18 protein-coding genes are annotated in these 25,307 nt (G+C 64.5%); 8 read left to right on the top strand and 10 right to left on the bottom strand.

The genetic code is table 11. The features are described 5' to 3' along the window. From H582_RS0121890 to H582_RS0121910, 5 genes are all read left to right on the top strand, one after another. A complete protein-coding gene (locus H582_RS0121890) occupies positions 1–702 on the top strand; it encodes an N-acetylmannosamine-6-phosphate 2-epimerase (protein WP_028600244.1) in 702 nt (233 codons plus the stop codon). Then, positions 693–1,532, top strand: a complete 840-nt coding sequence (locus H582_RS0121895) for a MurR/RpiR family transcriptional regulator (RefSeq protein WP_028600245.1) — start codon at positions 693–695, stop codon at positions 1,530–1,532. Before H582_RS0121890 ends, H582_RS0121895 begins: the two co-directional genes overlap by 10 nt. A 20-nt stretch (positions 1,533–1,552) precedes the next feature. Beyond that, on the top strand, positions 1,553–2,833 hold the full coding sequence (locus H582_RS29010; protein ID WP_052333537.1) for an ROK family protein: 1,281 nt from the start codon (positions 1,553–1,555) through the stop codon (positions 2,831–2,833). Continuing rightward, the gene (locus H582_RS0121905) at positions 2,830–4,467 is read left to right on the top strand and encodes an FAD-dependent oxidoreductase (RefSeq protein ID WP_052333538.1); all 1,638 of its coding nucleotides are present in this window, start codon (positions 2,830–2,832) and stop codon (positions 4,465–4,467) included. The genes H582_RS29010 and H582_RS0121905 overlap by 4 nt, the downstream gene beginning before the upstream one ends. 116 nt (positions 4,468–4,583) lie before the next feature. Beyond that, complete coding sequence (locus tag H582_RS0121910; protein ID WP_028600247.1) at positions 4,584–5,822, top strand: hypothetical protein; 1,239 nt, start codon at positions 4,584–4,586, stop codon at positions 5,820–5,822. Positions 5,823–6,042: 220 nt separating this feature from the next. Here the strand turns inward: H582_RS0121910 and H582_RS0121915 are convergent, their stop codons facing one another. The 7 genes from H582_RS0121915 to H582_RS0121945 all read right to left on the bottom strand — a co-directional run bounded on the left by H582_RS0121915 (position 6,043) and on the right by H582_RS0121945 (position 17,829). After that, complete coding sequence (locus H582_RS0121915) at positions 6,043–6,654, bottom strand: DUF7507 domain-containing protein (RefSeq protein ID WP_028600248.1); 612 nt, start codon at positions 6,652–6,654, stop codon at positions 6,043–6,045. A gap of 269 nt (positions 6,655–6,923) precedes the next feature. Then, on the bottom strand, positions 6,924–8,084 hold the full coding sequence (locus H582_RS32205) for an SH2 domain-containing protein (protein WP_127464461.1): 1,161 nt from the start codon (positions 8,082–8,084) through the stop codon (positions 6,924–6,926). Positions 8,085–8,729: 645 nt separating this feature from the next. Continuing rightward, the gene (locus H582_RS0121925) at positions 8,730–13,421 is read right to left on the bottom strand and encodes a DUF7507 domain-containing protein (RefSeq protein ID WP_028600249.1); all 4,692 of its coding nucleotides are present in this window, start codon (positions 13,419–13,421) and stop codon (positions 8,730–8,732) included. A 192-nt stretch (positions 13,422–13,613) separates the two neighbouring features. Then, on the bottom strand, positions 13,614–14,633 hold the full coding sequence (locus H582_RS0121930) for an acyltransferase family protein (RefSeq protein ID WP_028600250.1): 1,020 nt from the start codon (positions 14,631–14,633) through the stop codon (positions 13,614–13,616). Continuing rightward, positions 14,630–15,436, bottom strand: coding sequence for a carbohydrate ABC transporter permease (locus H582_RS0121935; protein ID WP_028600251.1), 807 nt, complete (start codon positions 15,434–15,436; stop codon positions 14,630–14,632). The genes H582_RS0121930 and H582_RS0121935 overlap by 4 nt, the downstream gene beginning before the upstream one ends. A 4-nt stretch (positions 15,437–15,440) precedes the next feature. Then, on the bottom strand, positions 15,441–16,373 hold the full coding sequence (locus H582_RS0121940; RefSeq protein ID WP_228551261.1) for a carbohydrate ABC transporter permease: 933 nt from the start codon (positions 16,371–16,373) through the stop codon (positions 15,441–15,443). A 139-nt stretch (positions 16,374–16,512) separates the two neighbouring features. Beyond that, the gene (locus H582_RS0121945; protein WP_028600253.1) at positions 16,513–17,829 is read right to left on the bottom strand and encodes an ABC transporter substrate-binding protein; all 1,317 of its coding nucleotides are present in this window, start codon (positions 17,827–17,829) and stop codon (positions 16,513–16,515) included. A gap of 295 nt (positions 17,830–18,124) precedes the next feature. On the opposite strand from H582_RS0121945, the gene tnpB reads away from it, so the two are divergent. Beyond that, a complete protein-coding gene (tnpB, locus tag H582_RS0121950; RefSeq protein ID WP_028600254.1) occupies positions 18,125–19,213 on the top strand; it encodes an IS200/IS605 family element RNA-guided endonuclease TnpB in 1,089 nt (362 codons plus the stop codon). A 106-nt stretch (positions 19,214–19,319) separates the two neighbouring features. Here the strand turns inward: tnpB and H582_RS0121955 are convergent, their stop codons facing one another. The 3 genes from H582_RS0121955 to H582_RS0121965 form a co-directional block, all read right to left on the bottom strand. Next, positions 19,320–20,258 (bottom strand): ArsR/SmtB family transcription factor, encoded by a 939-nt coding sequence (locus H582_RS0121955; RefSeq protein WP_028600255.1) that lies wholly within the window; start codon positions 20,256–20,258, stop codon positions 19,320–19,322. Positions 20,259–20,378: 120 nt separating this feature from the next. After that, the gene (locus tag H582_RS0121960; RefSeq protein WP_028600256.1) at positions 20,379–21,281 is read right to left on the bottom strand and encodes a hypothetical protein; all 903 of its coding nucleotides are present in this window, start codon (positions 21,279–21,281) and stop codon (positions 20,379–20,381) included. A 130-nt stretch (positions 21,282–21,411) separates the two neighbouring features. Then, on the bottom strand, positions 21,412–22,854 hold the full coding sequence (locus H582_RS0121965) for a helix-turn-helix domain-containing protein (RefSeq protein WP_028600257.1): 1,443 nt from the start codon (positions 22,852–22,854) through the stop codon (positions 21,412–21,414). Between the two features lie 278 nt (positions 22,855–23,132). Here H582_RS0121965 and H582_RS0121970 point away from each other — a divergent pair, with 278 nt between their 5' ends. Together H582_RS0121970 and ssuD are read left to right on the top strand one after the other, a co-directional pair. Beyond that, positions 23,133–24,122: a sulfonate ABC transporter substrate-binding protein gene (locus tag H582_RS0121970; RefSeq protein WP_028600258.1), complete on the top strand. Its 990-nt coding sequence runs from the start codon at positions 23,133–23,135 to the stop codon at positions 24,120–24,122. A gap of 13 nt (positions 24,123–24,135) precedes the next feature. Beyond that, a complete protein-coding gene (gene ssuD, locus H582_RS0121975; protein ID WP_028600259.1) occupies positions 24,136–25,281 on the top strand; it encodes an FMNH2-dependent alkanesulfonate monooxygenase in 1,146 nt (381 codons plus the stop codon). Positions 25,282–25,307 lie beyond the last annotated feature (26 nt).

A 25,307-nucleotide genomic window follows, 5' to 3' on the forward strand; every position in this document is an offset into this window, starting at 1 on the left:
ATGGCGACCCTATGGGAGCAAGTGAGAGGGGGACTGATCGTCTCCTGCCAGGCGCTGCCGGAGGAGCCGCTCCACGGAGCGGACATCATGGCGCGCATGGCGCTCGCCGCGAAGCAGGGCGGGGCGGCGGCGATCCGGGCCAACGGAGCGGCGGACGTGCGCAGCATCAAGGAGGCGACGGGGCTGCCGGTCATCGGCATCGTCAAGCGGGACTATCCGGGCAGCCCGGTCTACATCACGCCGACTTTGCGGGAGGTGGAGGAGCTGCTGGACGCCGGAGCGGACATGATCGCCTTTGACGCGACGCTGCGCGCGCGGCCGGGCGGCTGCTCTGCGGCGGAGCTCGTCCGGCGGATGCACGGCAGCGGAGCGCTGGCGATGGCCGATGTGAGCACGCTGGAGGAGGCGATCGAGGCGCAGCGGATCGGAGCGGACTGCGTGTCCACGACGCTGTCGGGCTACACGCCGTACTCGGTCAGCCGCACCGGCCCCGACTATGCGCTCGTCGAGCGCGCGGCGCAGCGGCTGGACGTGCCGGTGTTCGCCGAAGGCCGGGTCACCGAGCCGTCGCAGATTCCGGCGCTGCTGGCGAGAGGGGCGCATGCGGTCGTCGTCGGTTCGGCGATTACGCGGCCGCAGCTCATTACGGAACGTTTTGCCGCGGCAGCGGCGGGGGGGAAGGGAGCGATTCGATGGATCTGAAGTTGAAAGTCAGCTCGTACTATCCGTCGCTCACGAAGTCCGAGCAGAAGGTCGCCGACTACGTGCTCGGCGCTCCGGAGTCGATCATGTACCGCTCCGTCACGGAGCTGGCGGATCTGTCGGGCGTGGGCGAGACGACGGTGATGCGCTTCTGCCGGGCGATCGGGTTCAAAGGATACCAGGACTTCAAGCTGGCGCTGGCCCAGGACTACAGCACGCGCCGCCAGCGGGGGGAAGGCTCGCCCGAGGCGGGCGAGGAGGACGGCGACTACCCGTCGCTCGTTCACCGCGAGCTGGCTTCGATTCTCGCCGACACGATGAACCTGCTCGACCGGACCAAGCTGGAAGAGGCGGTGCGGCGCATCCATGAGGCGGGGTACGTGCAGCTGTTCGGCGTCGGCACGTCCGGGCTGACGGCGCTCGACGCCAAAAACCGCCTGCTCCGCATCGGCCTCCGGGCCGAAGCGGCGACCGACGCCCATATCCAGGCGATGATGGCGGTGACGATGGGGCCGGGCGACGTCGCCGTCGGCATCAGCCTGAGCGGCAGCACGCTCGACACGGTCGACCTGCTGTCCAAGGCGCGCCAGCAAGGCGCGTACATCATCGCGATCACGAACTATGCCAAGTCGCCGATCACGGCGGAGGCCGATCTCGTGCTGCTGACCGCAGGCAAGGAGTCCCCGCTCGAGGGCGGGTCCATCGGCGCCAAGATGTCGCAGCTGCTCGTCATCGACCTCATCTGCGAGGGTCTGGCCCGTCACGACCTGCCACGCACTCGCGAGATGCGCGAGCGCATGGCCAAGGCGGTCATCGAGCGGATCTATTGAGACGGGAGGGGGGAGCGGGCATGAGCCGGGAAAAAGAAGCTGTCGGCCCTGCTGGCGGCGGCATCGCCAGGGAAGGCTCGGCGGAAGGCCGCCGTGAAACCGGCGTCGCCAGGGAAGGCTCGGCGGACGAACGCCGCAGAATCGGCATCGCCGGCGAGGGCCCGGCGGACGGCCGCCGCAGAGCCGGCAGCGCCGTGGACGAACGCCGCAGAATCGGCATCGCCGTGGACGGACCCGTGGACGAACGCCGCAGAGCCGGCGTCGTCCGGGAAGGCCCGGCGGACGGCCGCCAACCCGGCGTCGCCCGAGACAAGCCGGTCCTCGGCATCGACATCGGCGGCACCGGCATCAAGGGAGCCGTGCTCTCGCCGAGCGGGCGGCTGCTCGCGCAGGCTTCTCTCCCGACCGAGGCGGCGCGCGGCCGGGAGGCGGTGCTGCGGACCGCGGAGGCGCTCGTCCTCGAGCTGCTGGAGCGCTGCCCGGACGCGGCCGCGCTCGGCATCGCCAGCGCCGGGCGCATCGACGCGGAGCGCGGCGCGGTCGTGTACGCGACCGCCAATCTGCCCGGCTGGACCGGGCTGCGCCTGGCCGATTGGGCCGAGCGCAGCTTCGGCTTGCCGGCCTGCGCCGACAACGACGCCAACGCCGCGCTGCTCGGCGAGGCGCGGCTCGGGGCCGCGCGCGGCCTGAGCGACGCCGTCCTGCTGACGCTCGGCACCGGCGTCGGCGGCGCCAATCTCGTCGGCGGCCGGATTGTCCGCGGCGCCGGTTGGAGCGGCGGCGAATGGGGCCACGCCGTGCTCGTGCCGGGCGGGCGGCCCTGCAACTGCGGCCGCCGCGGCTGCGCGGAGACGTATCTGTCCGGCTCCGCTCTGATGCACGGCGCGGCGCGTCGCTTGGGCCGGCCGGGCCTGTCGCCTGCGGAGCTGGAGCGGCTGCTGTTCGAGCGCGACGGCGCGGCGCAGGATGCGATGCGGGAGTACGCGGCTCGGCTGGCGCTTTTTCTCGCCAACCTGCAGGCGGGGCTCGATCCTGCGGCCGTCGTGCTCGGCGGCGGCGGAGCCGAGTCGCTGGCCGCCTGGCGGCCGCTGCTGGACGAGGCGCTGGCGGCGGAGGGCGCGGCCAGGCTGACCGTCGTCCCGGCGCAGCTCGGTCCGCTCGCCGGCTGCATCGGCGCGGCGCTGATGGCGGCCGAGCGGCTGGACGGCGGCCTGGCCCGCTCCGGCGCCGACGAAGGCGGCATCGACAGCAGCAACGAAGCCGGCCTTGAGCCCGGCATCACGAAGGAGGAATCGTCATGAACGAACCGACAAGCCAGAGGGGCGGCAAGCGTCCGGACGAGCGTCTGGAGGCGGACATCGTCATCATCGGAGGCGGCCTTGGCGGCACGGCGGCCGCGCTGGCCGCGGCGCGCGCCGGCAAAAGCGTCATCCTGACGGAGGAGACCGACTGGATCGGCGGTCAGCTCACCTCGCAGGCGGTGCCGCCCGACGAGCACCGCTGGATCGAGACGGAGGGCTGCACGGCGTCATTCCGCGAGCTGCGCGAGCGCATCCGCGACTACTACCGCGACAGCTATCCGCTCACCGAGCAGGCGCGGGCCAACCCGATCCTCAACCCCGGCAGCGGCTGGGTGAGCCGTCTCGCGCATGAGCCGCGCGTCGCGCTCGCCGTGCTGCAGGCGATGCTCGCGCCGTATGTGAACAGCGGACGGCTGCGCGTGCTCTATCATGCCTCTCCCGCCTCGGCGCAGGTCGAAGGGGACGAGGTGCGCTCGGTGACGGTGAGCGTGCGCGGCGGCAGCCGCCGGATCGAGCTCGCCGGAGCCTATGTGCTCGATGCGACGGAGACCGGCGAGCTGCTGCCGCTGACCGGCACGGAATACCGGATCGGAGCGGAGTCGCGCGCCGAGACCGGGGAGCCGCATGCGCCGGAGGAGGCTTTGCCGGACGACGTGCAGGCGTTCACCCATGTCGGCGCGATGGAGTACGTGCCGGGAGCCGATTTCACGATGGAGCGGCCGCCGGAGATGTACGGCTACTGGAGCCGGCTCGTGCCGCCTTTCAGCCCGTATCCGCTGCTGAGCTGGTTCGCCACCGACGCGAACGATACGACCAAGAAGAAGGAGTTCACGCTGCTGCCGAACGGCCAGGGCGTCACCTCGCTGTGGGACTACCGCCGCATCATCGACCCGCGCCATCTGGCCGTCCCGCTCTACCCCGGCGAGCAGTCGCTGCTCAACTGGGCGCAGAACGACTATTATCTCGGCTCCATCATGGACGTGCCGGACGACGTGCGCCGCGACCGGCTGTACGCCGCGCGCCAGCTGACGCTGTCCGTCGTGTACTGGCTGCAGACGGACGCGCCGCGGCTGGACGGGGGCAAGGGCTGGCCCGGCCTGCGGCTGCGCGGCGACATCGTCGGCACGGAGGACGGCCTCGCCAAGTCGGTCTATATCCGCGAGTCGCGGCGCATCCGCGCGCTGCAGACGGTGACCGAGGCGGACGTGAGCCAGGAGCTGCGCGGCGCGGAGGGCATCCGGCGGTACGAGGACAGCGTCGGCGTCGGCAGCTACCATCTGGACCTGCATCATACGACCGTCACGCATCGCAGCTTCTACATCCCGAGCTATCCGTACGAAATTCCGCTCGGCGCGCTCATCCCGGTCCGCACGGCCAATCTGCTGCCCGCATGCAAGAACATCGGCGTCACCCAGATCTCCAACGGCTGCTACCGGCTCCATCCGACCGAGTGGAACGTCGGCGAGGCGGCCGGGCTGCTCGCGGCGTACTGCCTCGACGTCTCGCGCCGTCCGCGCGAGGTGCACGGCGACGCGGCGCTGAGGACGGGCTACCAGGAGCGGCTGAGCGCGCATGGCGTGCAGCTGCACTGGTCGGATCGGGTCGCGCAGGAGGTCGTGGAAGCGCCGAAGTAAGCCAGCCGCAACTCTCGAAGGAGGTGGTGGCCGCTCCGAAGCGAAGCGGAAGGACGGCATGCTTCAGGCATGCCGGGACGCCGGGTCGGGAATGATCATTTTGGAGGAGGGATAGGTTGAGAAGAAGATGGAACGGGAAAAAGCTGCTGCCGGCCGTACTGGCCGCAGCGCTGCTGGCAAGCGGATCGGCGATGGCCTCGCCGCAGGCGGGGCTCGGTCCGGCGGAGCCGGAGGGCGGCAGCGCCGCCGCGCTGCGCGCCGCGGACGGGACGCCGCTGCCGGAACGGGACGCCTCCGCGGCCGCCGGGCTCGGAGGCGGGAGCGCGTCCGGCTCGGCCTCGCTGCAGGCGGCGGCGCTGGCCACGCCGAACCTCATCGTGCCGATCGAGACGCTGAAGCCGGCCGTCGCCTTGAGCAAGCCGGCGCTCTCGCCTGCCGGCGGACCGCTCATCCTGAGCGATTCGCCGGAGTCGCCGACGACTCCGGGAGGCTTTTACCGGGATACGGTCAGCGGCTCGTTCCGGGTGTTCTACCACCACTACAACAAGACCGGCGCGGAGCTGCAGGTCGCCGTCGCCGTCACGAACACGAGCGGCTACAAGGTCAAGCTCTACGAGGAAGGAGCCGGGGCCGGGGTCGATTACTACCCGGACATCGCCGGCCAGCTCGGCCTCGAGGCGTTCCTGGCCGACCGCGGCTCGCGCCGTCCGGTCGCCGTGCTGCTGCCGGGGCAGAGCTACTGGGTGTCGCATGCGGTGCCGGTCACGTACACGGCGAGCGGCTTCCTGCAGCTGCGCGCCGAAGCGCCCGGCGGCGGCAGCGCGCCGGTCACGGTGACGACGCTCGGCTACGCCGGCGCGCGTCCCGATCCGCTGGCGGAGCCGATCCTGCCGCGCGACAAGCATGTGCGGGGCACGTTCCCCCATTATGACCGCACGGGCACGCTCGTCTACGACACCTCGCTGGGCAATGCGCTCATCCGCGTCTCGTCCGCGCCGTCGGGCCAGTGGGCCGACTTCATGCCAGGCGAGTACGAGCCTGGCGTCGACGCGACGACCGGCGAGAGCGTCGTCAACAGCGGCAACTACGGCGTCATCTACGATTTCAACGTGCAGATCGACAACAAGAGCGAGGGCAAGCGCACGGTCGACGTCTACCTCAACCCGTCCGGCGGCTCGGGCCACTATACGCTCGGCTGGGCGAACAAGCGGCTCAGCTCGGGCTACCTGAACTACACCCAGGCATGGCAGTTCGCCGAGCTCAAGGTCGGCAAGAAGGGCAAGACGGTGCCGTCGCGGCTCAGCCTGACCGGCGGCTCGTCCGGGCCGCAGGTGCTGTACTTTACGAACAAGTAGGCCGATTCCGGCGTCGGGCCGGCTCGGCACGCGCAGCAAGGGGAAGAAATGCCCTTGTTCGCAGGCGCGGCAAGAGATCGGCGCGCAGCAAGGGAACCAGTTCCCTTGTCCGCCTTGCTCGCAGGCGCTTTGCCTTGCATGCGCCTAGGCCGCATGAACGCCAAAAACCAGGAAGAAGCGGAGCCGGCTCCGCTTCTTCCTGGTTTTTCTTGTTGCCCGCCTATTCCTCCTCTTCCGTAATCGTCACCTGCGCCCGGTTGGACACGGCGCGCGTCGTAATCGCGCGGCCCGACGGCGAGCGCACGCCGAACGTGACGACAGCCTGGTTGAAGAGGGTGCCGCTCGCCGCGTCTCCGGCGGCGGCGTCGGCTGAGACGCCCGACAGCGGCGCCGATGCCGTCAGCCGATTTTCTAGGATGGACGCCGGGGGCGGCGACGGGATGACATAGCTTAGCTCGCGGGTGATGGAGGCGCCGGGCGCGAGGCTCTCGATCGTCTCGTTCAGCAGCGCCGCTCCCGGCGGATCGAGCGCGTCCAGCACCTGGATCTGGCTGAGCAGCGTGTTGCCGATATTCGTGACGCGCAGCTGGAAGAACACTGTATCTCCCGGCATCGCCGTCACTGATTCGAGGCCGGTGACCGTTTTTTTCGCCAGGATCGCGGGAGTGCGATTGAACTTCGGCACGTCGACGATGCCGATGGACTGGTCGCCGACCGGCACGGACGCGACGATCCGGTTCGACTGGCGGTCGATGACCGAGACGACGTTCGTGCGCGTGCTCACATACAGGTAGTGGGTGCTGGCGTCGATCAAAACGATGGTGCGCAACATGCTCCGGCACTTGCTATCCAGAAACTTCCTCGTCTTTTCGGTCATAAGCATACAGGCCAAGGAGTTTCCCCGCTCGCCCGCTTCAAGAATCAGCTAATCGTCAAGGCTGAGCGAACGAGAAAGTGAAGGCAATCGACAATAGGGATGTTGATTCGACTGCTCTTCCATAATGCCACAGAAATGAAGAAGAAGATGATTCTAGTCGAGATCATCTTCTTTGTTTTGGTGAATATAGGTATTAAAAAAATTGCTAATATGAACTAAAGAATTTAGTAACCAACATGCGAACTAAATGTGACACTAGCAAAATATTGCGGATAGTTAAACAACATGTTACGAGCATTCTCTTGATGTTGACATGCAACTCTACTTAAATTTAAATTATGGCCTGTGGCATAACCTGCACTAGTAAAATCTCTGAAAACGTCAATTGCAGCAATTACAGTTAATGTTATGGCCACCCAACCAGCTGGCCCACCTGCAATTCCAGACACAAGAGAGACAAGACCCGCGATTGAAAAGAACCACGTGAAAATATCTTCCCATACATTATATTTCATTTGTTCAATCATGACATCTTCAAAACTATCAATGTACCCTTGAAATTTCTGTAGTGAAGTTGAATTTTTTGTGCTATTCAAGGTGCTTCCAGATAAGCGGATGTAGTTATGGGGTACAGCCGATAACGCTTGAACAGTAAAGTTACCCGTTGTGTAATAATAATTATACCAATTGTCATAAGCGCCAGCACAAGAATACGTGCCACAACTCCCTAACGTTGTAATCCCGTCTTTAGGGATAATTTTAATTTTTTGTCCTGAAGGAGCAGAAGGATCCACTTCCAAAGTATACTTCTCTTTTATATCCTCAATATCTCTTTTAATCTCGTCAATATCCTCTTTTTTAAATCCATTAACTTTTACAATCGGATTCTTGGAAATCTCATTAGTTAAAATGTCAACATTATTTTTAATAACAGACTCATTATATTCTTGTTCTTTCTCTGTCAATCTCAATTTATCTTCACTTTCAAAACTCACAGTTTTCTTAACACTAAATCTCTCTTCCGATTTAGTCTGATTCGCCTCTCCAGTATCATAGTCGTTCTGAAATTCCTGTTCTGAAACAAGGGAGTACTGAAAAGCGCCGTTCAAATCGTAATAATCCTCAACAGTTTGAAGTTTAGTATGAGTAACACTATCAACTTTATAAAAGCTAGTTACAGAATTAACATTTTTATGTCCTGTTTCGACATAGAAGCCATCTTTGTTTTTTGTATCAGAGAGCGTTTCAATTGAATAGCTTTCAATATTAGTTTGAATGAGGGGAGGTTGTGCTTCTGCTTTGGCAACTGGAATAGAAGAGTTCAGAACAAGCATAGCGCCAATAAAAATTGAAACCATTTTTTTCTTATGATATAATTTAATCAATAAATTTCACATCCTTTTATTTTTGATATTTTAAATATGTCATATTAATGAAGGGATGTAAATAGGAGGAATCAAATTTGAGAAAAATAAGTAAAAAGACTTGGTCTATTGTAATGATAATTAGTTCTTCCCTCATGTTTATATTTGCCTTTTTAAGTCTAATGACCCAATTGTATGTTCCGGAAACAGGTGTAATTGGAGAGTTGCCACCTAAAACTCAAATTTTCAAGGAATTTTTATGGCGATGCATTCTCTCTTCAGTACTGTTAGCGATAGGTATTTTTAGATATAGGAAGAACAGAGACAAATAGTCCATCCTATAGATAGACTGAAGAGAACTCTTTCGGCATCCCTATAGCATTTAAAAAAATTCACTATTATATTCAACACCAATCGCAAGAAGGGGCTGTTTCGGTCGTAACGAGCGGGAGCAGCCCCTTCTTCATTTGAGACACAGCCTACTTTACGAACAAGTAGGCCGATTCCGGCGTCGGGCCGGCTCGGCACTCGCAGCAAGGGAACCAGTTCCCTTGTCCGCCTTGCTCGCAGGCGCTTTGCCTTGCATGCGCCTAGGCCGCATGAACGCCAAAAACCAGGAAGAAGCGGAGCCGGCTCCGCTTCTTCCTGGTTTTTCTTGTTGCCCGCCTATTCCTCCTCTTCCGTAATCGTCACCTGCGCCCGGTTGGACACGGCGCGCGTCGTAATCGCGCGGCCCGACGGCGAGCGCACGCCGAACGTGACGACAGCCTGGTTGAAGAGGGTGCCGCTCGCCGCATCTCCGGCGGCGGCGTCGCTCCGCGGAATCGAGAGCACGCGCGATGCGAATTCGACGACGACCCGCTGTCCCGGCGCGATCGTGCCGAGCGGCACGCCGCCGGACAGCGCCCGTCCCGGCTGCGGGACGCCGCCGACGACGAGGCTGCCGGGCACGAAGGCCAGCGACGGCGGCAGCGCGTCCGTCAGGACGGCGTTCGTTGCCGTAAAGGCGCTGTCGTTCGCGACATGGACGGAGAAGCGGAGGACGGCGCCGATGTAGCTGTCGCGAGCGTCCGCCTTTTTGGTCACGTCGAGCACGCGCAGCACCTGCACCGACGCTGAGGCGGAGGTCCCGATGCCGGGCGGCACGCTTTCGGCCCGCACGGTGTTCGTGATGATCGTGCCGTTCGCCGTCTCGACCGGAATCGCATACGGCTGCGAGATCAGCACCCGTCCTCGGTAGAGCATCGTGCCGGGACCGACGGTGATGCCGAGCAGAGGATCCGTCAGGATGCCGTTCAAAGTCGTATTGCCGACATTCTCGCCGAGGATGCGGAACCGGATCGTCTCTCCGGCGATCGCCTGCGGCGTGCTGACGCTCTTTTCCAGCCGGAGCGCCGGGACGGCCAGGACGATGATGAGGATCGGCGCGGTTTGGATCGGCGTCTGATCCGTCTCAAGGGTGGCGACGCTCGGGAATTCCGTCCCGGCCCGCGTCCCGGGCGGAATCGCGACGAGGCGCTCCAGCGTGATGACGCCTCCGGGCAGGAGCCTCGGGAAGACGCTGTTCGTGCCGGTGAGCTCGTTGATGACGACGAGATTCGTCAGCGTCGTCTCCGAGCGGTTCGTGACGACGATCGTCACGGGCACGCTCTGGCCGGGACGCGCGTAGGCGGGCAGCGGAGAAGCGACGATCTCTACGTCCGGAGGCGGGAGGACGACCACGCCGGCGCTGTCCTGCGCGGGCGGCAGCTGGTCCGTCTGCACGGTGACGGTGTTGGTCAGCGTCGTTCCCGGCTCGACGCCGAGCGGCAGCTTCAGCGAGAAGAGCTGGCTCTGGGACTCGCCCGGCAGCAAATACTGGATGACGACCGTCGCCGACAACACCGAGTCGGTCAGCACGAGATTCGTCAGCGTCGTATTGCCCGTGTTGACCAGCGTCACCTCGTAGGTCACCAGGCTGCCGGCCGGGGCGCTCTCGACGCTCGGCGTCTTGACGACCGAGAGAGCCGGCGCCGCCGCGACCGTCACGCTCGCCTCGGCGCTGAAGGTCAGCGCCCCCGGCACGGAGACGGTGGAGACGTTGCTGATGACCGACCCGGCCGGCGCGTCTGCCGGCACGACGTAGACGGCCTGGAACGTCGCCTGGCCGCCGGGGGGCAGGCTCGCGATCGTCTCGGAGAAGCCGAGCAGGTCGTCGGCGACGGTCGCGCCGGCGACGGTCCCCGTCGTCGGATTGGAGACGACGATCGTATAGGCGATCGTCTCGCCGGGCGCCGCGATCGCCCGGTCGGCCGTCTTGGCGATGTTCAGCACCGGAGCGGGCGTAACGATGACCGAGGCGCCGCTCTGCGCCGGAGGCGTCAGGGAGGACGTCGCCGTCGACGTGTTCCCGACGATCGTGCCTCCCGGAGTGCCGGGCGGGATCGTATAGGTGCCGGTCAGCGTCAGGCTCTCGCCGATCGCGAGCGGAGCCGGAGGTGTGGCGATGCCGAGCAGCGGATCGGAGACCGCTACGTCCGGCAGCGGCACGTTGCCGGTGTTGGTCGCGACGATCGTATAGGCGACGACGTCGCCTGGAGCGACGGCCGTTTCGGACGCCGTCTTGCGCAGCGCCAGCCCCGGCACTGCGGCGATGACGACGGCGGCGGAGGCTTCGGCCGAGACGAACGCGTTGGAGACGACGGACGTATTGGCGACGACCGTGCCGCCCGGCTCGTAGGGCGCGATGTAGGAGAGCGTGAACAGCAGCGACTGTCCGATCTCCAGCTCGAGGATGTCGACGGTGAAGCCGAGCTCCTCGTCGGTCAGCACGAGATTGCTCAGCGCGGCATTGCCGGTATTCTCCACCGCGAGCGTGTAGTTGATCCGGTCGCCCGGCCTCGCCTCGGCGCGATCGGCGATCTTGCTCAGCGCGATCGCCTCGCGGATGACGAACAGGTCGGCCTCGTCCTCGTCGCTGACGGTCGCCGTGGAGCTTTTTCCCTCGGCGATCGCGACGTTGACGATCGTCTCCGGCGCGTCCTCGGGGACGACGTAGAGCACCGTTCCCGTTTGGCTCTCGCCCGGATCGAGATCGGGCAGGTTTTGCGTCAGCCGCGCCTGCGGATCCTCCATCAGCGCTGACGTCAGGACGGTGTTGCCCGTATTCGTGACGACGAGCGTGTAGGCGACCGTCTCTCCCGGCCGCGCGCTTTCCGGCGAGACGGTCTTGACGAGAAGGATGTCGGGCACCTCCGTCACGGTCACGGTGGCGCCTTGCTCGATGAGCGGCGTCTGGTCGGTGACGACGGAGGCGGTATTGGGGATGACGGTGCCGGCGAGCGCGCCCTCCGGAATCGTATACGTTTCCGTGAACGAGACGCGCGCTCCCGGCACGAGGCTGTCGACGACCTGATCGAGGCCGAGGAAGGGATCCCGGACCCGTACGTTCGTCAGCACGGCGGTTCCGGCGTTGATGACCGTAATCGTGTAGACGACCGTCTCTCCCGGCGCCGCCTGCGTCGGAGAGGCCGACTTGTTGAGGATGATGCGGGCGGTAGGCGCGATCTCGACCGAGTCGGAGGCGCTCGCCTGCACGCCTTCCCGGCTCGTCGCCGTCGCCGTGTTGACGAACAGGCCGGGCCGCGTCCCCTCGGGCAGGACGAAGTCGGCTTCCCGCACGGCGGCGGCACCGACCTGGAGGCTGTCGATCGTGAAGGAGACGCCGATGCCGGGGTCGGAGATGACGAGTCCCGTCAGCGGCACGTTGCCGGTGTTGACGACGCGGAACGTGTAGTGGATGCTCTCTCCCGCGACGGCGGTGGCGGGATCGGCTTCCTTGGCGAATGCGAGCGCAGGGACGGCGGCGACGACGACGGAGAAGCTGTCCTCGGCGCTCGTGCCGTCCGATGCCGATGCCGTCGCCGTGTTGACCAGCTCGAGACCGGCCTCCGTCCCTGGCGGCACGACGAAGCCGTACTGCAGCTGCAAGCTCTCGCCGGCGGGAAGCAGGCTGATCGTCTGGTCGAAGCCGACCAGCGGATCGGCGATGAGGATGTCCGTCAGGTCCGTCGTGCCGGTATTGGTCACGGTGACCGTATAGATGACGGTGTCGCCGGGAGCCGCTTCCGTCCGGTCGCCGGCCTTGACGACGGACAAGCCGGGCTGCTGCGTCTCGACGAGGATGGAGGCGGCGGCTTCGGCCGAGACGCCCGACAGCGGCGCCGATGCCGTCAGCCGATTTTCCAGGATGGACGCCGGGGGCGGCGTCGGGATGACATAGCTCAGCTCGCGGGTGATGGAGGCGCCGGGCGCGAGGCTCTCGATCGTCTCGTTCAGCAGCGCCGCTCCCGGCGGATCGAGCGCGTCCAGCACCTGGATCTGGCTGAGCAGCGTGTTGCCGATATTCGTGACGCGCAGCTGGAAGAACACTGTATCTCCCGGCATCGCCGTCACCGATTCGAGGCCGGTGACCGTTTTTTCCGCCAGGATCGCGGGAGTGCGATTGAACTTCGGCACGACGACGATGCCGATGGACTGGTCGCCGACCGGCACGGACGCGACGATCCGGTTCGACTGGCGGTCGATGACCGAGACGACGTTCGTGCGCGTGCTCACATACAGGTAGCGGGTGCTGGCGTCGATGGCGATGTACTGCGGAAAGGCGTTCGTCGCGATCGTCGAGACGAGCTGGTTGGAGATCGGATTGATGACCGAGACCGAGCCGGACACCTCGTTCGCCACGAACACCTGGACGCCGTCTGTCGCCACGCCGATCGGCGCGATGCCCGTCGGCAGCGTGCCGACGACCGTATTGCTCGTCACGGAGATGATGTCGACGACGCCGAGCGCCCGGGTCGTCACATAGACGTAGGCGCCGCCCGGAGCGACGCGCACGCCGATCGGCGTCACGTCCACCGGGATCGTGGCGACGATCGCGTAGTCCGACGTGCGGATGACGGACACCGTGTTCGAGATCTGGTTGGCGACGTAGACGAACTGATTGTTCGGCGTGACGTCGACGCCGACCGGATTGATGCCGACGCGAACGGTCGCGATCACCGTGTCGGACGTCAGGTCCAGCACCGAGACAGTGCCGTCGGTCGAGTTGGTCACATAGCCCCGCGCGCCGGTCCGATCGATGACGATGCCGTTCGGCCCGCCTCCGACCGCGATCGTGCCGACGATGGCGTTGGCGGCGGTATCGATGACGGATACCGTCCCGTTCGCCAGGTTGGCGACATAGACGCGGGTTCCGTCGGGGGTGGCGTCCAGCTGCTGGGGGGTGAAAAAGCCGGGAATCGTCGCGACGACGCTGTTCGTCGTCTGGTCGATGGCCGACACGGTGTTGGAGCCGCTGTTGGCGACATAAACGCTCATGCTATGGACTGGCCTCCTTCTTCGCCATAGGCGCGCTAGGCTTACCCTATGACGGGAAGGAATGTCCGTATGCGGGAACTCTCTTGCGGGACGCCGGACGGCTCAGCCGAGCGACGGCTCCGCCGTCCGAGGGTCAGCCGCGCCCTTGGCCGTCCGCCGCAGCGCGCGGCCGGCGTCCCGCGCCTCTGCCCGTCATCGTCCGCTTCGGCGCGGGGCTTTGACGATCAGCCCGATGCTGAAGCCGACGACGGTCTGCACGATCAGCGCCAGCCGCAGCGCTTCCGCGGGCGAGCGGGGAAGATCGTCGGCCTGGATGCTTTTGAGCGAGAAGACGAGCAGGTTGCTGAACAGCAAGCACCAGAGCACGTTCCGGCCCAGCGCTTCGAGCGGCGCGAACGGGCGCGGACAGCGCTCCATCAGCCGGGAGAGCAGATAATAGCCGTACAGCGCCAGCGCCGGCCCGGCGATCCACCCGATGGACGGCGGGAACCGCTCGGGCAGTCCGCCTGCATCGAGGACGAGCCAGACGAACAGGCCGGAGGCCGCGAGCGAGCCCGCTAGCACGCCGGGATGCCAGCCGATGCGCCAGCGGGCGAACAGCATGCCGAGCAAGTAGTACGGGAAATACTGCAGCACCGGGAACGAGGCGAACTGCCGCGTGCCGAGGAGCGGTCCGAGCGGCGTCGATGTCACCGCCTCGTAGGGCAGGAACGTCGTCAGCAGCAGCAGGGCGGCGGCCGGGAAGGCGAGCCGCGGCTTTTCCGCCAGCCTTTGCAGAGGGACGAACAGGATCAGGCCGGCCAGCGTCAAGTAGGTGAACGACAGCAGGAACTCCGACCAGCCCGGCATGTCCTGCAGCAGCAGGATCGGCTTCAGCGTCTCCCAATCCGGCGGCCGCCGGTCGATGAAGAGGCGGAACGCCAGCCCGGAGATGTAGAAGGCGAGCAGCGTCTTGAGCGCGGCCAGCAGCATCCGCGGAGCGGCTCTCCGCAGCGGCTTGGCGTAATAGGCCAGCCGCGACACGTAGCCGAAGCTGAAGACGAAGCCGGAAAACGTGATCAGGTTGACGGCGTCGATGATCCGGCCGGCCGCGGGAAAGATCGCCGGATCGCTGAAGAACTGCAGGACATGGCCATAGACCATGCCGATGACGAGGAGGCCCTTGAACCGGTCGATCGCCCGCTCGCGGGGCGGCTGCAGGGAGGCGCTCATCCTTTGATGCCCGACAGGCTGACCCCTTTGATGATCTGCTTCTCGAAGACGAGGAACAGCAGGAAGATCGGCAGCGAGGAGATCGTGTTGATGACCATCGGCTTGACGTAGTCGACCGTGTACTGGCTCATCAGCGTCGGGATGCCCATCGGCAGCGTGAACAGATTGTCGTCGGTGACGGACATGAACGGCCAGAGGAAGTTGTTCCACGAGCCGATGAACGTCAGGATCGCCATCGAGGCGACGGCCGGCCGGGTGAGCGGCAGCATGATGCTGAAGAAGATCCGCCAGTTGCCGCCGCCGTCGATCTGCACGCTTTCGAGCAGGTCGTTCGGGACGCCGTCGAAGAAGCTCTTGAGCACGATGATGGCGATCGGCGAGGCCAGCGAAGGCAGGATGAGTCCGAGGTAGGTGTTCAGCAGGCCCATGTCCTTGGCCACCTGGTAGAGCGGGATGAGGATCGCCTCGCCGGGAATGAGCAGGCCGGCCAGCACGGCGAAAAAGACGGCCGCCTTCATCCGGAACTTGATCTTGGACAGCGCGAAGCCGGCCATCGCCGCGATCACGATCGTCAGCGCGGTGACGCAGACGGCGATGAAGAAGCTGTTCCAAACCCACAGCGGCAGCTTCGTCGCCTGCAGCACCTCGCCGTAGACGGCGAGCGAGTAGGGAGGCTTCACCCAGTCCAGCACGGTGACGATCGGCATGCCCTCCTCTTTGACCGAGACGGTCAGCATCCAGAGGATCGGCAGCAGGAACACGGCCGCGACCAGCAGCGACACGATGCGATAGATCCATTTCATGCGGCTAGTCCGCCTCCTTCCGTCGATTGAAGCCGTATTGCAGCGCCGACAGCGCGAGCAGGATGAAAAACAGCACGTACGACATCGCCGAAGCGTAGCCGAGGTCGTTCTGGCGGAATCCGGTCTGCCAGATGTACTGGATGACCGGCCTCGTCTTGTCGAGCGGGCCGCCGCCCGTCATGATGTAGATCTGCAGGAACACCTTGAACGAGGCGATGATCTGCAGCATCATGATCATGCGGGTGATCGGGGCGAGCAGCGGCAGCGTGATGCGGCGGAAGATCTGGCCGTTCGTCGCGCCGTCGAGCCGCGCCGCCTCGTACAGCTCCTCCGGCATCTCCTGCAGCGCCGAGAGGTACAGCACGAAGTTGAAGCCGACCGTCCACCAGAGCGTCAGCGCCGTGATCGCGATCCACGACAGCGACACCTCCGACAGCCAGAAGATCTCCTGCTCGGCCGGCAGCAGCCGGACCAGATGCAGGAGCGAGTTCAGCAGGCCCGTATAGGGCTGGAAGATGAACAGGCCGAGGAAGGAGGCGACGGCCACCGACATGACGCTCGGCATGAAAAAGGAAATGCGGTACAGCTTGCGCAGCCGCGAATGGCGGTTCGCGATCAGCGCGAGCCCGAGCGACAGCGCCAGCATGAGCGGCGTCGTGAGCAGCACGAAGATCGTCGAATGCCAGACCGACGCCCAGAACTCCGCATCCTGCATCAGCTTGCTGAAGTTGCCGAGGCCTACATATTCCATCTTGCGGATCAGCGTCCATTTGAAAAAGCTGATCTGCACGCCCTTGAGCATCGGCCATATCGTGAACAGCACATAAACGGCGAAAAAGGGCGCGAGGAACACGAACGCCTGCGCGCCCGCCCAGCGTCTTTTGCGCTTGGCGCCGGCAGGCGCCAGCTCCGCCTTCGCCCCTGGACCGATTGCCACTCTTCATCCCCTCCTTGTGTGCGCGCATCCGGCGGGCGAGCCGGCCGAATGCCTGGACTCGCCCGCCGGATGCGGCCTTGAAACGCAGCTTCGCTTGCCGGCTGAGCCCGGACGGACCGGATCGCCCGCCGGCAGGCGGCTATTGCTTCAGCACCTTGTCGATTTCGGCCTGGATCTTCACGGCCGCGTCGGCAGGGCTCATCTTGTTCGCCCACACCTCGTTCAGGAACTTGAACATCGCCAGGTCGCGGATCTGCCAGTTTTTCTCCGACGGCTTGTTGAAGGCGACGGTGCTCGCCACGGAGACGTAGTCGCTCCGGTACGGCAGCGCCTTGAACTCCGCGCTGTCAAAGATGGCCGGCTTCGCCGGGATATGGCCCGCCTTCGCCCACAGGGCGCCTTTTTGCGCCAGGTAGTCGGCGAAGATCGCGGCCGCCTTGCGCTTCTCGGGATCCTCCTTTTTCGTGACCGGGAGGATGACGGTGTGGGAGTCGCCCCAGGTCGCTTCCTTGTCGAAGATTTTCGGAATCGGCATCGCGCCGAATTCCAGGCCCTTGGTCGATTCCCAGACGCCGGTCGTCCAGACGCCCGTCATGATGATCGCCGCCGTGCCGCTCTGGAAGCTCTTCACGAAGTCCGGGTCGTTCAGGCGGATGACCTTGTGCTTGTGGAACAGGTCCTGCACGTACTGCATCGCCTGGACCGCCTTGCCGCTGTCCAGGGCGGCCGACTTCAGGTCGTCGCTGATGACGTCGTTGCCGCCGAGCTGATGGTACAGCGCCCACCAGAGGCGGAACACGTCGTCGTTGGCGCTCGGCAGCGCGAGCGGCATGGCGTTTTTCGGCAGCTTCTCCTTCAGCGCCGTCAGCAGCTGCACGAAGCCGTCGGCCGTATTGTCGAACACCGGCTTGCCGTCCTCGCCGAGGAGCCCGGCTTCCTTCAGCAGCTTCTTGTTGTAGTACATGACGAACGGATGCGTGTCGATCGGCACGGCATAATGCTTGCCGTCCACAACCGTCGCGCCGAGGATGTTCGGGTTGAACGTCGACCAGTCGATGCCGGCCGCCTCGGCCGCGTCGTCCATGCTGGACACGACGCCCTGGTTGATCAGATCGGGCAGCCGGGACGTGTGGGAGATGCCGATGTCGGGACCGTTGCCGTTGCCGACCGCCGTAATCAGCTTCGTGTAATACTCGCCCCACTCGAGCACCGTGTTCTCGACCTTGATGTCGGGATGCTCGCTGTTGAACGCGTCGATCATCGCCTGCATGTTGTCGCCGTCGCCGCCGCTGAACAGCGTCCACGACGACAGCGTCACCTTGCCGCCTTTTCCGTCGCCGCTGCCGCCCCCGTCGTCGCCGGTTCCTTGGCCGCCTTCATTGCCTCCGCTGCAGGCGCTCGCCGCCAGCGCGAGCGAGAGCAGCAGAGCGGTCGTCCATCTACGTCTTGAGTTCATGTCGAGCCTCCCTTTTCATCGTTCTTCCTCAAAGGCACAAGGACAACAATTATGTTTTATTACACGAAATATGTACCTTTAAGCCGAATATAAAGCTGAAAACGGGCTTTGTCAACGCTTTCATGCGGAAATACGAAAATAAATAAAATAAAGAGGCCTATGCTACAGATATCTTGTAGCAAACGCCTCTTTATCATTACAGCCGATTCATGGAAGGAGATGAACCGGCGGTTTTGGTGTTTTGGAGCGAACGTATGTGCTATAATATCAAAAAAACATCCAGGAGGTGTGTGGCATGTTGGTGCATAAGGCGTACAAGTACCGGATCTACCCGTCAGAGTCGCAACAACAGCTCATCGGGCAGATGTTCGGCTGTTGCCGGTTTGTCTTCAATTATTTCCTGAGCCTGTGGAACGCACGGTATGAGGAAACCGGCAACGGGCTGTCCTACAATGCCTGTGCCACACAGCTGCCTGCCTTGAAAGGCGAGCATGAATGGCTCAAAGCGGTCGACAGCATTGCCTTGCAATCGGCCGTTCGACACGTGGCGGACAGCTTTGACCGCTTTTTCAACCGTCAGAATCGACAGCCACGGTTCAAGAGCCGCAAAAATCCGGTGCAGAGCTATACCACTCGGCAGACGAATGGCAACATTGCGGTGAACGGCAATCAGCTCAAACTGCCCAAGCTCGGCTGGATCCGCTTTGCGGCATCCAGACCGCTGGAAGGCCGCATCCTGTCGGCCACGGTCCGTCGGAATGCGGCAGGCAAATTCTTTGTCGCCATCGTCTGTGAGGTCGACGTCCAGCCCTTGCCGCAGGCGAATAAGACCGTCGGCATCGACCTGGGGCTGAAGGAATTTGCCGTCTGCTCGGACGGCTTCCGTGTCGAGAACCCCAGGGCGTTCCGCCGCTACGAGCGCAAGCTGGCCATGTGGCAACGCCGCATGGCTCGCCGCACGAAGGACGGAGCCAACTGGAAGAAGGCCAAGCGCCAGGTGGCGCTCATCTACGAAAAGATGGCCCACGTTCGCCATGACTTCCTGCACAAGCTGACGACGAAGCTGGTTCGTGAAAACCAAACGATCCACATCGAAGGCTTGCGGGTGGAGAACATGCTGCAGAGCCCTCGTCTGGCCAAGTCGATCGCCGATGCGTCCTGGAGCGAGTTTCGGCGACAGATAACCTACAAGTCGGAGTGGTATGGTCGCCAGCTGAAGGTGGCCGACTCCTTTGCGCCGACGAGTCAGACGTGCCACGTGTGCGGCCACGTTCACCCGGAGGTCAAGAACCTGTCCGTTCGGAAGTGGACCTGTCCCGTCTGCCAGACGCTGCATGATCGGGACGAGAACGCCGCACACAACATCGAACAGATGGCTGTCTAACGGCCTTGCCCTATGAACTGCGGGAACCGCAGGGATCGCTTGGTGAACTCTGCTTCGATAGAAGCAACTACCCAAGAATCCCCCGCCTCTTTAGGTGGAGGAGTGTTCAATCCGGATCGGCAAGAACGTAATGCACTTTCATGACGATATCCTGCGGATAGTCGCCGAATTGACGCCCGAACAGGTTGATGCCGCCCTTGTGCAGCGCGTCGGACTTGATGCCGATCCGCAGCTTCAGATGGTGGCGGCCCTCCAGCGCCAGATCGGCGAGCGAGACGTCGGACACCTTGTCCATGTCGATCGTCGTCCGTTCCTTGTCGACGCGCCAGGTTTTGAGCAGGCCGTACTGCGTCGCCCAGTCGATCCACCAGTCGGGGTTCAGCTTGCCGCGCCGGTCGCCGAAATCTCCGGGACTCGTCCACGTGCCGATCTCGACGTCGTTGATCCAGAGCGTGATGTCCGAGGGCCAGTCGTTGTCGAAGTTCGGCGCCTCCGAGCACAGCTCCATGGAGAACTCGATCGCCTCGGGGCGGGCGCTTTTCGGCAGCTCGAGCGGCAGCAGGTAGTCCAGGTAGCCTTTGCGGAACCAGATGAGCTGCGCGCCGACATGGTTCGGGTGATAAAAGCTGGCCGGCTCGTCCTCGCGGATGAGCATGCCCTCGGCGCTGGCCTGGCCGCAGGTCGGATGCACCTCGCAGTTGCTGTACTGGCCGATCGGCAGCTCGACCTCGTAGACGGACACGTCGTCCTTGGACCAGTGGACCGATGTATTGAGCGTGATCAGGATGTCGTCGTAGCTGCGGCTGCATACCTTCATCGCGCCTCGCGTCGCCGGCAGCAGCTCGGTGTGGATGAGCTTGGCGGCTTCCAGCAGCTTCACGTGGTTGGCCACGGTCGATACCGGCAGCTGCAGCGCCTCCGAGATCTCGATGACGTTCAGGCTCTTCGCGTTCAGCAGCCGGAGGATGTCGACCCTGGCCCGGGTCGACAACGCATGCGCGATCTGCACCAGCCGATCGGGCTCATTGATGGTGATGTCCAGCATAGGGGCTCGGCTCCTCCGCTTCCGTCTTCATTCGGGATGATTCTTCCAAGCCCATTCATTTTACTATTCCGGCGTGAATCAAATCAAGATTCTTGGAATGAAAGCTCGAAGGGCATGAAATCACTCGAACAGCAGTCGAAGCGCGTCTTCGCCGAGACCTAGCGCCTGCAGCTCGTCGGCGAGCAGCGCCGCGAGGGCGGGGGAAAGTCCGTGATGCTGGAGCAGGCGGATCGCCGCCAGCCTGGCATGACGCGGCGCTTGGCGCAGCCACGGCTCCAGCTCGCTTTCATCCGGGGATGTGTCGCGGCCGAGCGGAGGGAGCGTCCCGTTCCAGCCCGGCTCGGCAGGCTCGATGACGCCCAGGCTGTCGGTGGTCGGGATGGAGCGCCGCTCCGCCCGCTCCAGACGGACGGCCTGCAGGTTCGTCCAGCCGTCGGCCATCGCGCTGAGGCCGGCCTCCGCCAGGAATTGCTTGCGGAGCGCGCCGAGCCGGCTTTCCTCCTCGTCGCTCCTTCGCCATTGCGATTCGGCCTGCTCTCGGGCGGACTTCTCCTGGAAGCTTCTCCATTGCCGCTCATCGGCAAAAACGTTGTAGAACAGCGCCCAATCCTGCTCCCCGTAGGAGAGGAACTCCCTTAGATTGCGCGCGATGACGGTGCTCGGATCGTCGAATTCCATGGGCGACACACAGATGACCGGCGCTTGCTCCAGATCGGCCGAGCGGCCGAAGTCCGTCAGCAGCGCGAAGTGAATGCCGTCCATGCCCGTCGAGCCGAATACGACCGCATCGCAGGGCGTATTCGCATATCTGAAGCCGCCGGTCTGCAAGTAAAATCCGAAAAGGCCGTAAAAGGTCTCGGAGTCGCCGAGCGATTCGTTCCACCGCTGCAGCAGGCGCAGCGTCGGAGGCAGCGCGAGCGAGCCGAAGTTGATCGTAAGAGGCCGATAAAGCTCGGCTTCTTCCGGGCGGCCCGCAGCTGGCTCGGTGCTTGGAGGCGAGCCTGCTCCGCCTCGAGACAGCATGTTGCCTGCTCCGTCATGGAGGACAACGTTTGCGGACCGGAGTTTTGAGCTTATCCGGCGAGCCTTTGCTTTCATCGGCCTGGTTCCTCCTTGCGGTCATTTGTTTTTGGTTGATCGCCCGCCGTCGCTTTCAATAAATGCCGTCCTCCGCCCACTCCTGCGGAAGAGGGATGTCCGGCAGGCTCGGCAGGCGGAGCGCCCGCACCGCCTCCTGCAGATAGGACGGCCGGAACGCCGGCGGAGACGCCGCCTCCTGCATGGCTCTGCGCAGCGCCTCGCCGCGGTCCGGCGCGTCTGCGCCGGCCGCGCGGGCCGCCGGCTCGAGCCGGTCGAGCGTCGCGAGGTCGCGGCTCGACACGCTGGCATCCCAGCGGATGGAGCCGAGGACGGAGGCGACGACCTCGAGCGGAAAGCCGCTTTCCTCCCCGATCAGCACGGCGGCGGCTCCGGGATCGCGGCGCATGAGCGCATGGGCCCGCAGATGCGCCTTGAGATAGGCGACCGCAGCGGACTGCTGGGCCTCGGCCCAGCCGGCATCCGCCATGATGCCGGTCAGGTAGTCGCCGCCGCCGCTCTCTCCCTCCAAGGCGACGCCCGCTCCGATCCTCCGCACCCACGTCAGATACGGCTCCCACAGCATCGCCGCCTCGGTCCGTCCGTCCAGCAGTCCGCCGAGGCAATCGGCCATCCGTCCGTGATGCAGCACCGGCGTGCCGTCGAGGCGGCCGCGCCGCAGCACTTCCTGCAGCCGGCGAGAGGCGCTGGAGCGCCCGACCGTCGAGATGAGCGAGGAGCCGAGCTGCTCCTCCCGGCGCATGCCGCTGCCGGCGCGGACGACGAGCGAGATGCCGGAGCCGCCCTCGCTCTTGCCGTCGAAGGCGAGCATCTGCGGCCGGAAGCGCGGCAGCAGCCGCCCGAGCTCGCGGCTCGCGGCGATCGGGTAGTCGCCGACGGAGGCGATCTGCACGCGTCCGGCGATCAGCTCCTCCACCAGCTCCATGCCGCTGTCGGCATGCCGCCAGGAGACGCGCCACCGCGCATGCGGCTCGAGCAGAGCCAGCTCCTCCTCGAACCAGCCGAGGCGCTTGACGACGAGCGCGCTCCAGAGCAGGGCGGCGCCGCTCTGATAGCCGACCGTGATGAAGCGCTCTGTCCGCGCGGCAGCCGCGAACCCGGCAAAGCTCGGAAAAGTGCCGGCTGCCGGGGGCAGCTCCGCTCGGAGCGGACTTGAGGCCCCGTCGACGTCCGGGGACGGTACCGCCCCGGCAAACCGGCCGGCGTCCGGCGGCGGCCCCATCCCGGCAAACCGGCCGGCGTCCGGCGGCGGCCCCATCCCGGCAATCCGGTCGGCGTCCGGCGACGGCTCCGCCCCGGCAAACCGGCCGGCGTCCGTCCCGGCGAGCCCGCCGCGCGCGCGCACCCACTGCTCCAGCTGCGAGCGGTCGACCCACACCTCCTTGCCGAGCTTGACGACAGGCAGCTGCCGCTCCTTGCGCCAGCGGTCGATCGTAGCCCGGCTGACGCCGAGCAGCTGCATCGCTTCCTGAAGCGGAATCAGATTGAACGCTTGCATGGGCAGGTCTCCTCCTTGGGCAGCACATCGGCAGATGGTCGAGCGATCCATTTATCCAAGTTCACAGGTGGGAATTATATAAGATTCACTTTAGCGGACGGAGGTGCAAAGATCAATCCCCGCCGTGCCGCGGCATTCTCGTTGTTCCTCGTTTCTCCTCATTCGTCCTCGCAGCTCCTCTATTTCCCTCCTTTTATTGACATCTTCTTATAGCGGTGATAATTTTCGATTATTCAAAGTTGATTAGTTGGAATTGACATCGGATGGAGTGGATGAAGATGAGAGAACGATCATGGCGCCAAGCCGCCGGCCTGCTGCTGAGCGGGGCGCTTCTGCTGGCTGCCGCGGCATGCGGCAGCGCCGATGAGCCGGCGAGCGGTGGAAGCTCCGACCCGACCTCAAAAGGCGGCGTCATCCATATCGGCTACCAGAAGTACGGCAGCGTCAACCTGCTCAAGGGCAAGGGCGGGCTCGACGAGAAGCTGGCGGAGATCGGCTACAAGGCCGAATGGACGCTGTTCCCCGGCGGCCCGCAGCTGCTCGAGGCGATGAACGTCGGCAGCGTGGACATCGGCCACACCGGCGAGGCGCCGCCGATTTTCGCGCAGGCGGCCGGCACGCCGCTCGTCTACCTGGCCCGCTCGCCCGCAAGTCCCAAGGCGGAGGCGATCCTCGTGCCGGAGAACTCCGAGGTCCAGTCCGTCGCCGACCTGAAGGGCAAGAAGGTCGCGCTCAACAAAGGCTCGAACGTGCATTACCTGCTCGTGAAGGCGCTGGAGCAGGCCGGCGTCCCGTACGGCGACATCGAGACGGTGTTCCTGCCGCCGGCAGACGCGAGGGCCGCGTTCGAGAGCGGCAGCGTCGACGCCTGGGTCATCTGGGAGCCGTTCTACTCGGCGGCGCAGCTCGCGACCAAGGCGAGGGTGCTCGCCGACGGGGAGGGCCTCGTCAAGAACTATGAGTTCGTGCTCGCCTCGCGCTCGTTCGCGGATAAGCATGCCGAGGCGGTAGAGGTCGTGCTGGACGCCTTGAAGGAAGCCGACGTGTGGGCGGAGGAGGATCCGAAGCGCGCGGCGGAGCTGCTGTCGCCGGAGCTCGGCATCGACGTGCCGTCCCTGGAGCAGGCGATGGGCCATCGCGCCTTCGGCATCGAGGAGATCGACGACGGGACGCTTGCCGAGCAGCAGCGCATCGCCGACGCGTTCCTGGAGCTGAAGCTCATCCCCGAGAAGCTCGACGTGAAGGAAGCCGCCTGGAAGAAGCCCTGAGGAGGAGAAAACAATGGAATTGTTCTGGTTCATCCCGCTGCATGGAGACGGCCGCTATCTCGGCACGAGCGACGGCGCCCGCGCCGTCGACTACGACTATATGAAGCAGATCGCCGTGGCGGCCGACCGGCTCGGCTACGGCGGCGTGCTGCTGCCGACGGGCCGCTCCTGCGAGGACGCCTGGGTCGCCGCCTCGGCGCTCATCCCGGCGACGCAGCGGCTCAAGTATCTGGTGGCGATCCGCCCCGGCATGATGGCGCCGGCGACGGCGGCGCGCATGGCGTCCACGTTCGACCGGCTGTCCGGCGGGCGGCTGCTCGTGAACATCGTGACGGGCGGCGATCCGGAGGAGCTCGCCGGAGACGGCCTGTTCCTGCCGCATGGCGAGCGCTATGAGCTGACCGATGAGTTCCTGAGCATCTATCGGCAGTTCCTGTCCGGCGAAAAGGTGCATTTCCAAGGCAAGCATCTGCGAAGCGACGGCGGGCAGCTGCTCTATCCGCCGCTGCAGCAGCCGTATCCGCCGCTTTACTTCGGCGGCTCGTCGCCGGCGGGCCAGGAGGTCGCCGCGGGCCATGCCGACGTCTACCTGACCTGGGGCGAGCCTCCGGCCGACGTCGCCGCCAAGCTCGACCAGGCGCGCGGGGCGGCCGCCGCCCGCGGGCGCAAGCTGCGCTTCGGCATCCGGCTGCATGTCATCGTGCGCGAGACGAACGAGCAGGCGTGGCAGGCGGCCGACGAGCTCATCCGCCATGTGGACGACCGCACGATCGCCGAGGCGCAAAAGGTGTTCGCCCGCTACGACTCGGTCGGCCAGCAGCGGATGGCCCGGCTGCACGGCGGCGACCGCTCCAAGCTGGAGATCTCGCCGAACCTGTGGGCCGGCGTCGGCCTCGTGCGCGGCGGAGCCGGCACGGCGCTCGTCGGCGATCCGCAGACGGTCGCCGAGCGCATCCGCGAATACGAGTCGCTCGGCATCGACACGTTCATCCTGTCCGGCTATCCGCATCTGGAGGAAGCCTACCGCACCGCCGAGCTGCTGTTCCCGCTGCTCGACCTGAAGCCGCAGGCCGAGCCGATCCGCACGCGCCTGCGGGCGTCCGGCGAGATCGTCGCTAACGACCTGCTGCCGGACGCGGTCGCCTCCGGCGGACGCTAGGCCCGTCATTCGAGGGCAGAAGGAGG

It is taken from the genome of Paenibacillus pasadenensis DSM 19293, from assembly GCF_000422485.1.
Lineage (GTDB): Bacteria > Bacillota > Bacilli > Paenibacillales > Paenibacillaceae > Paenibacillus_O > Paenibacillus_O pasadenensis.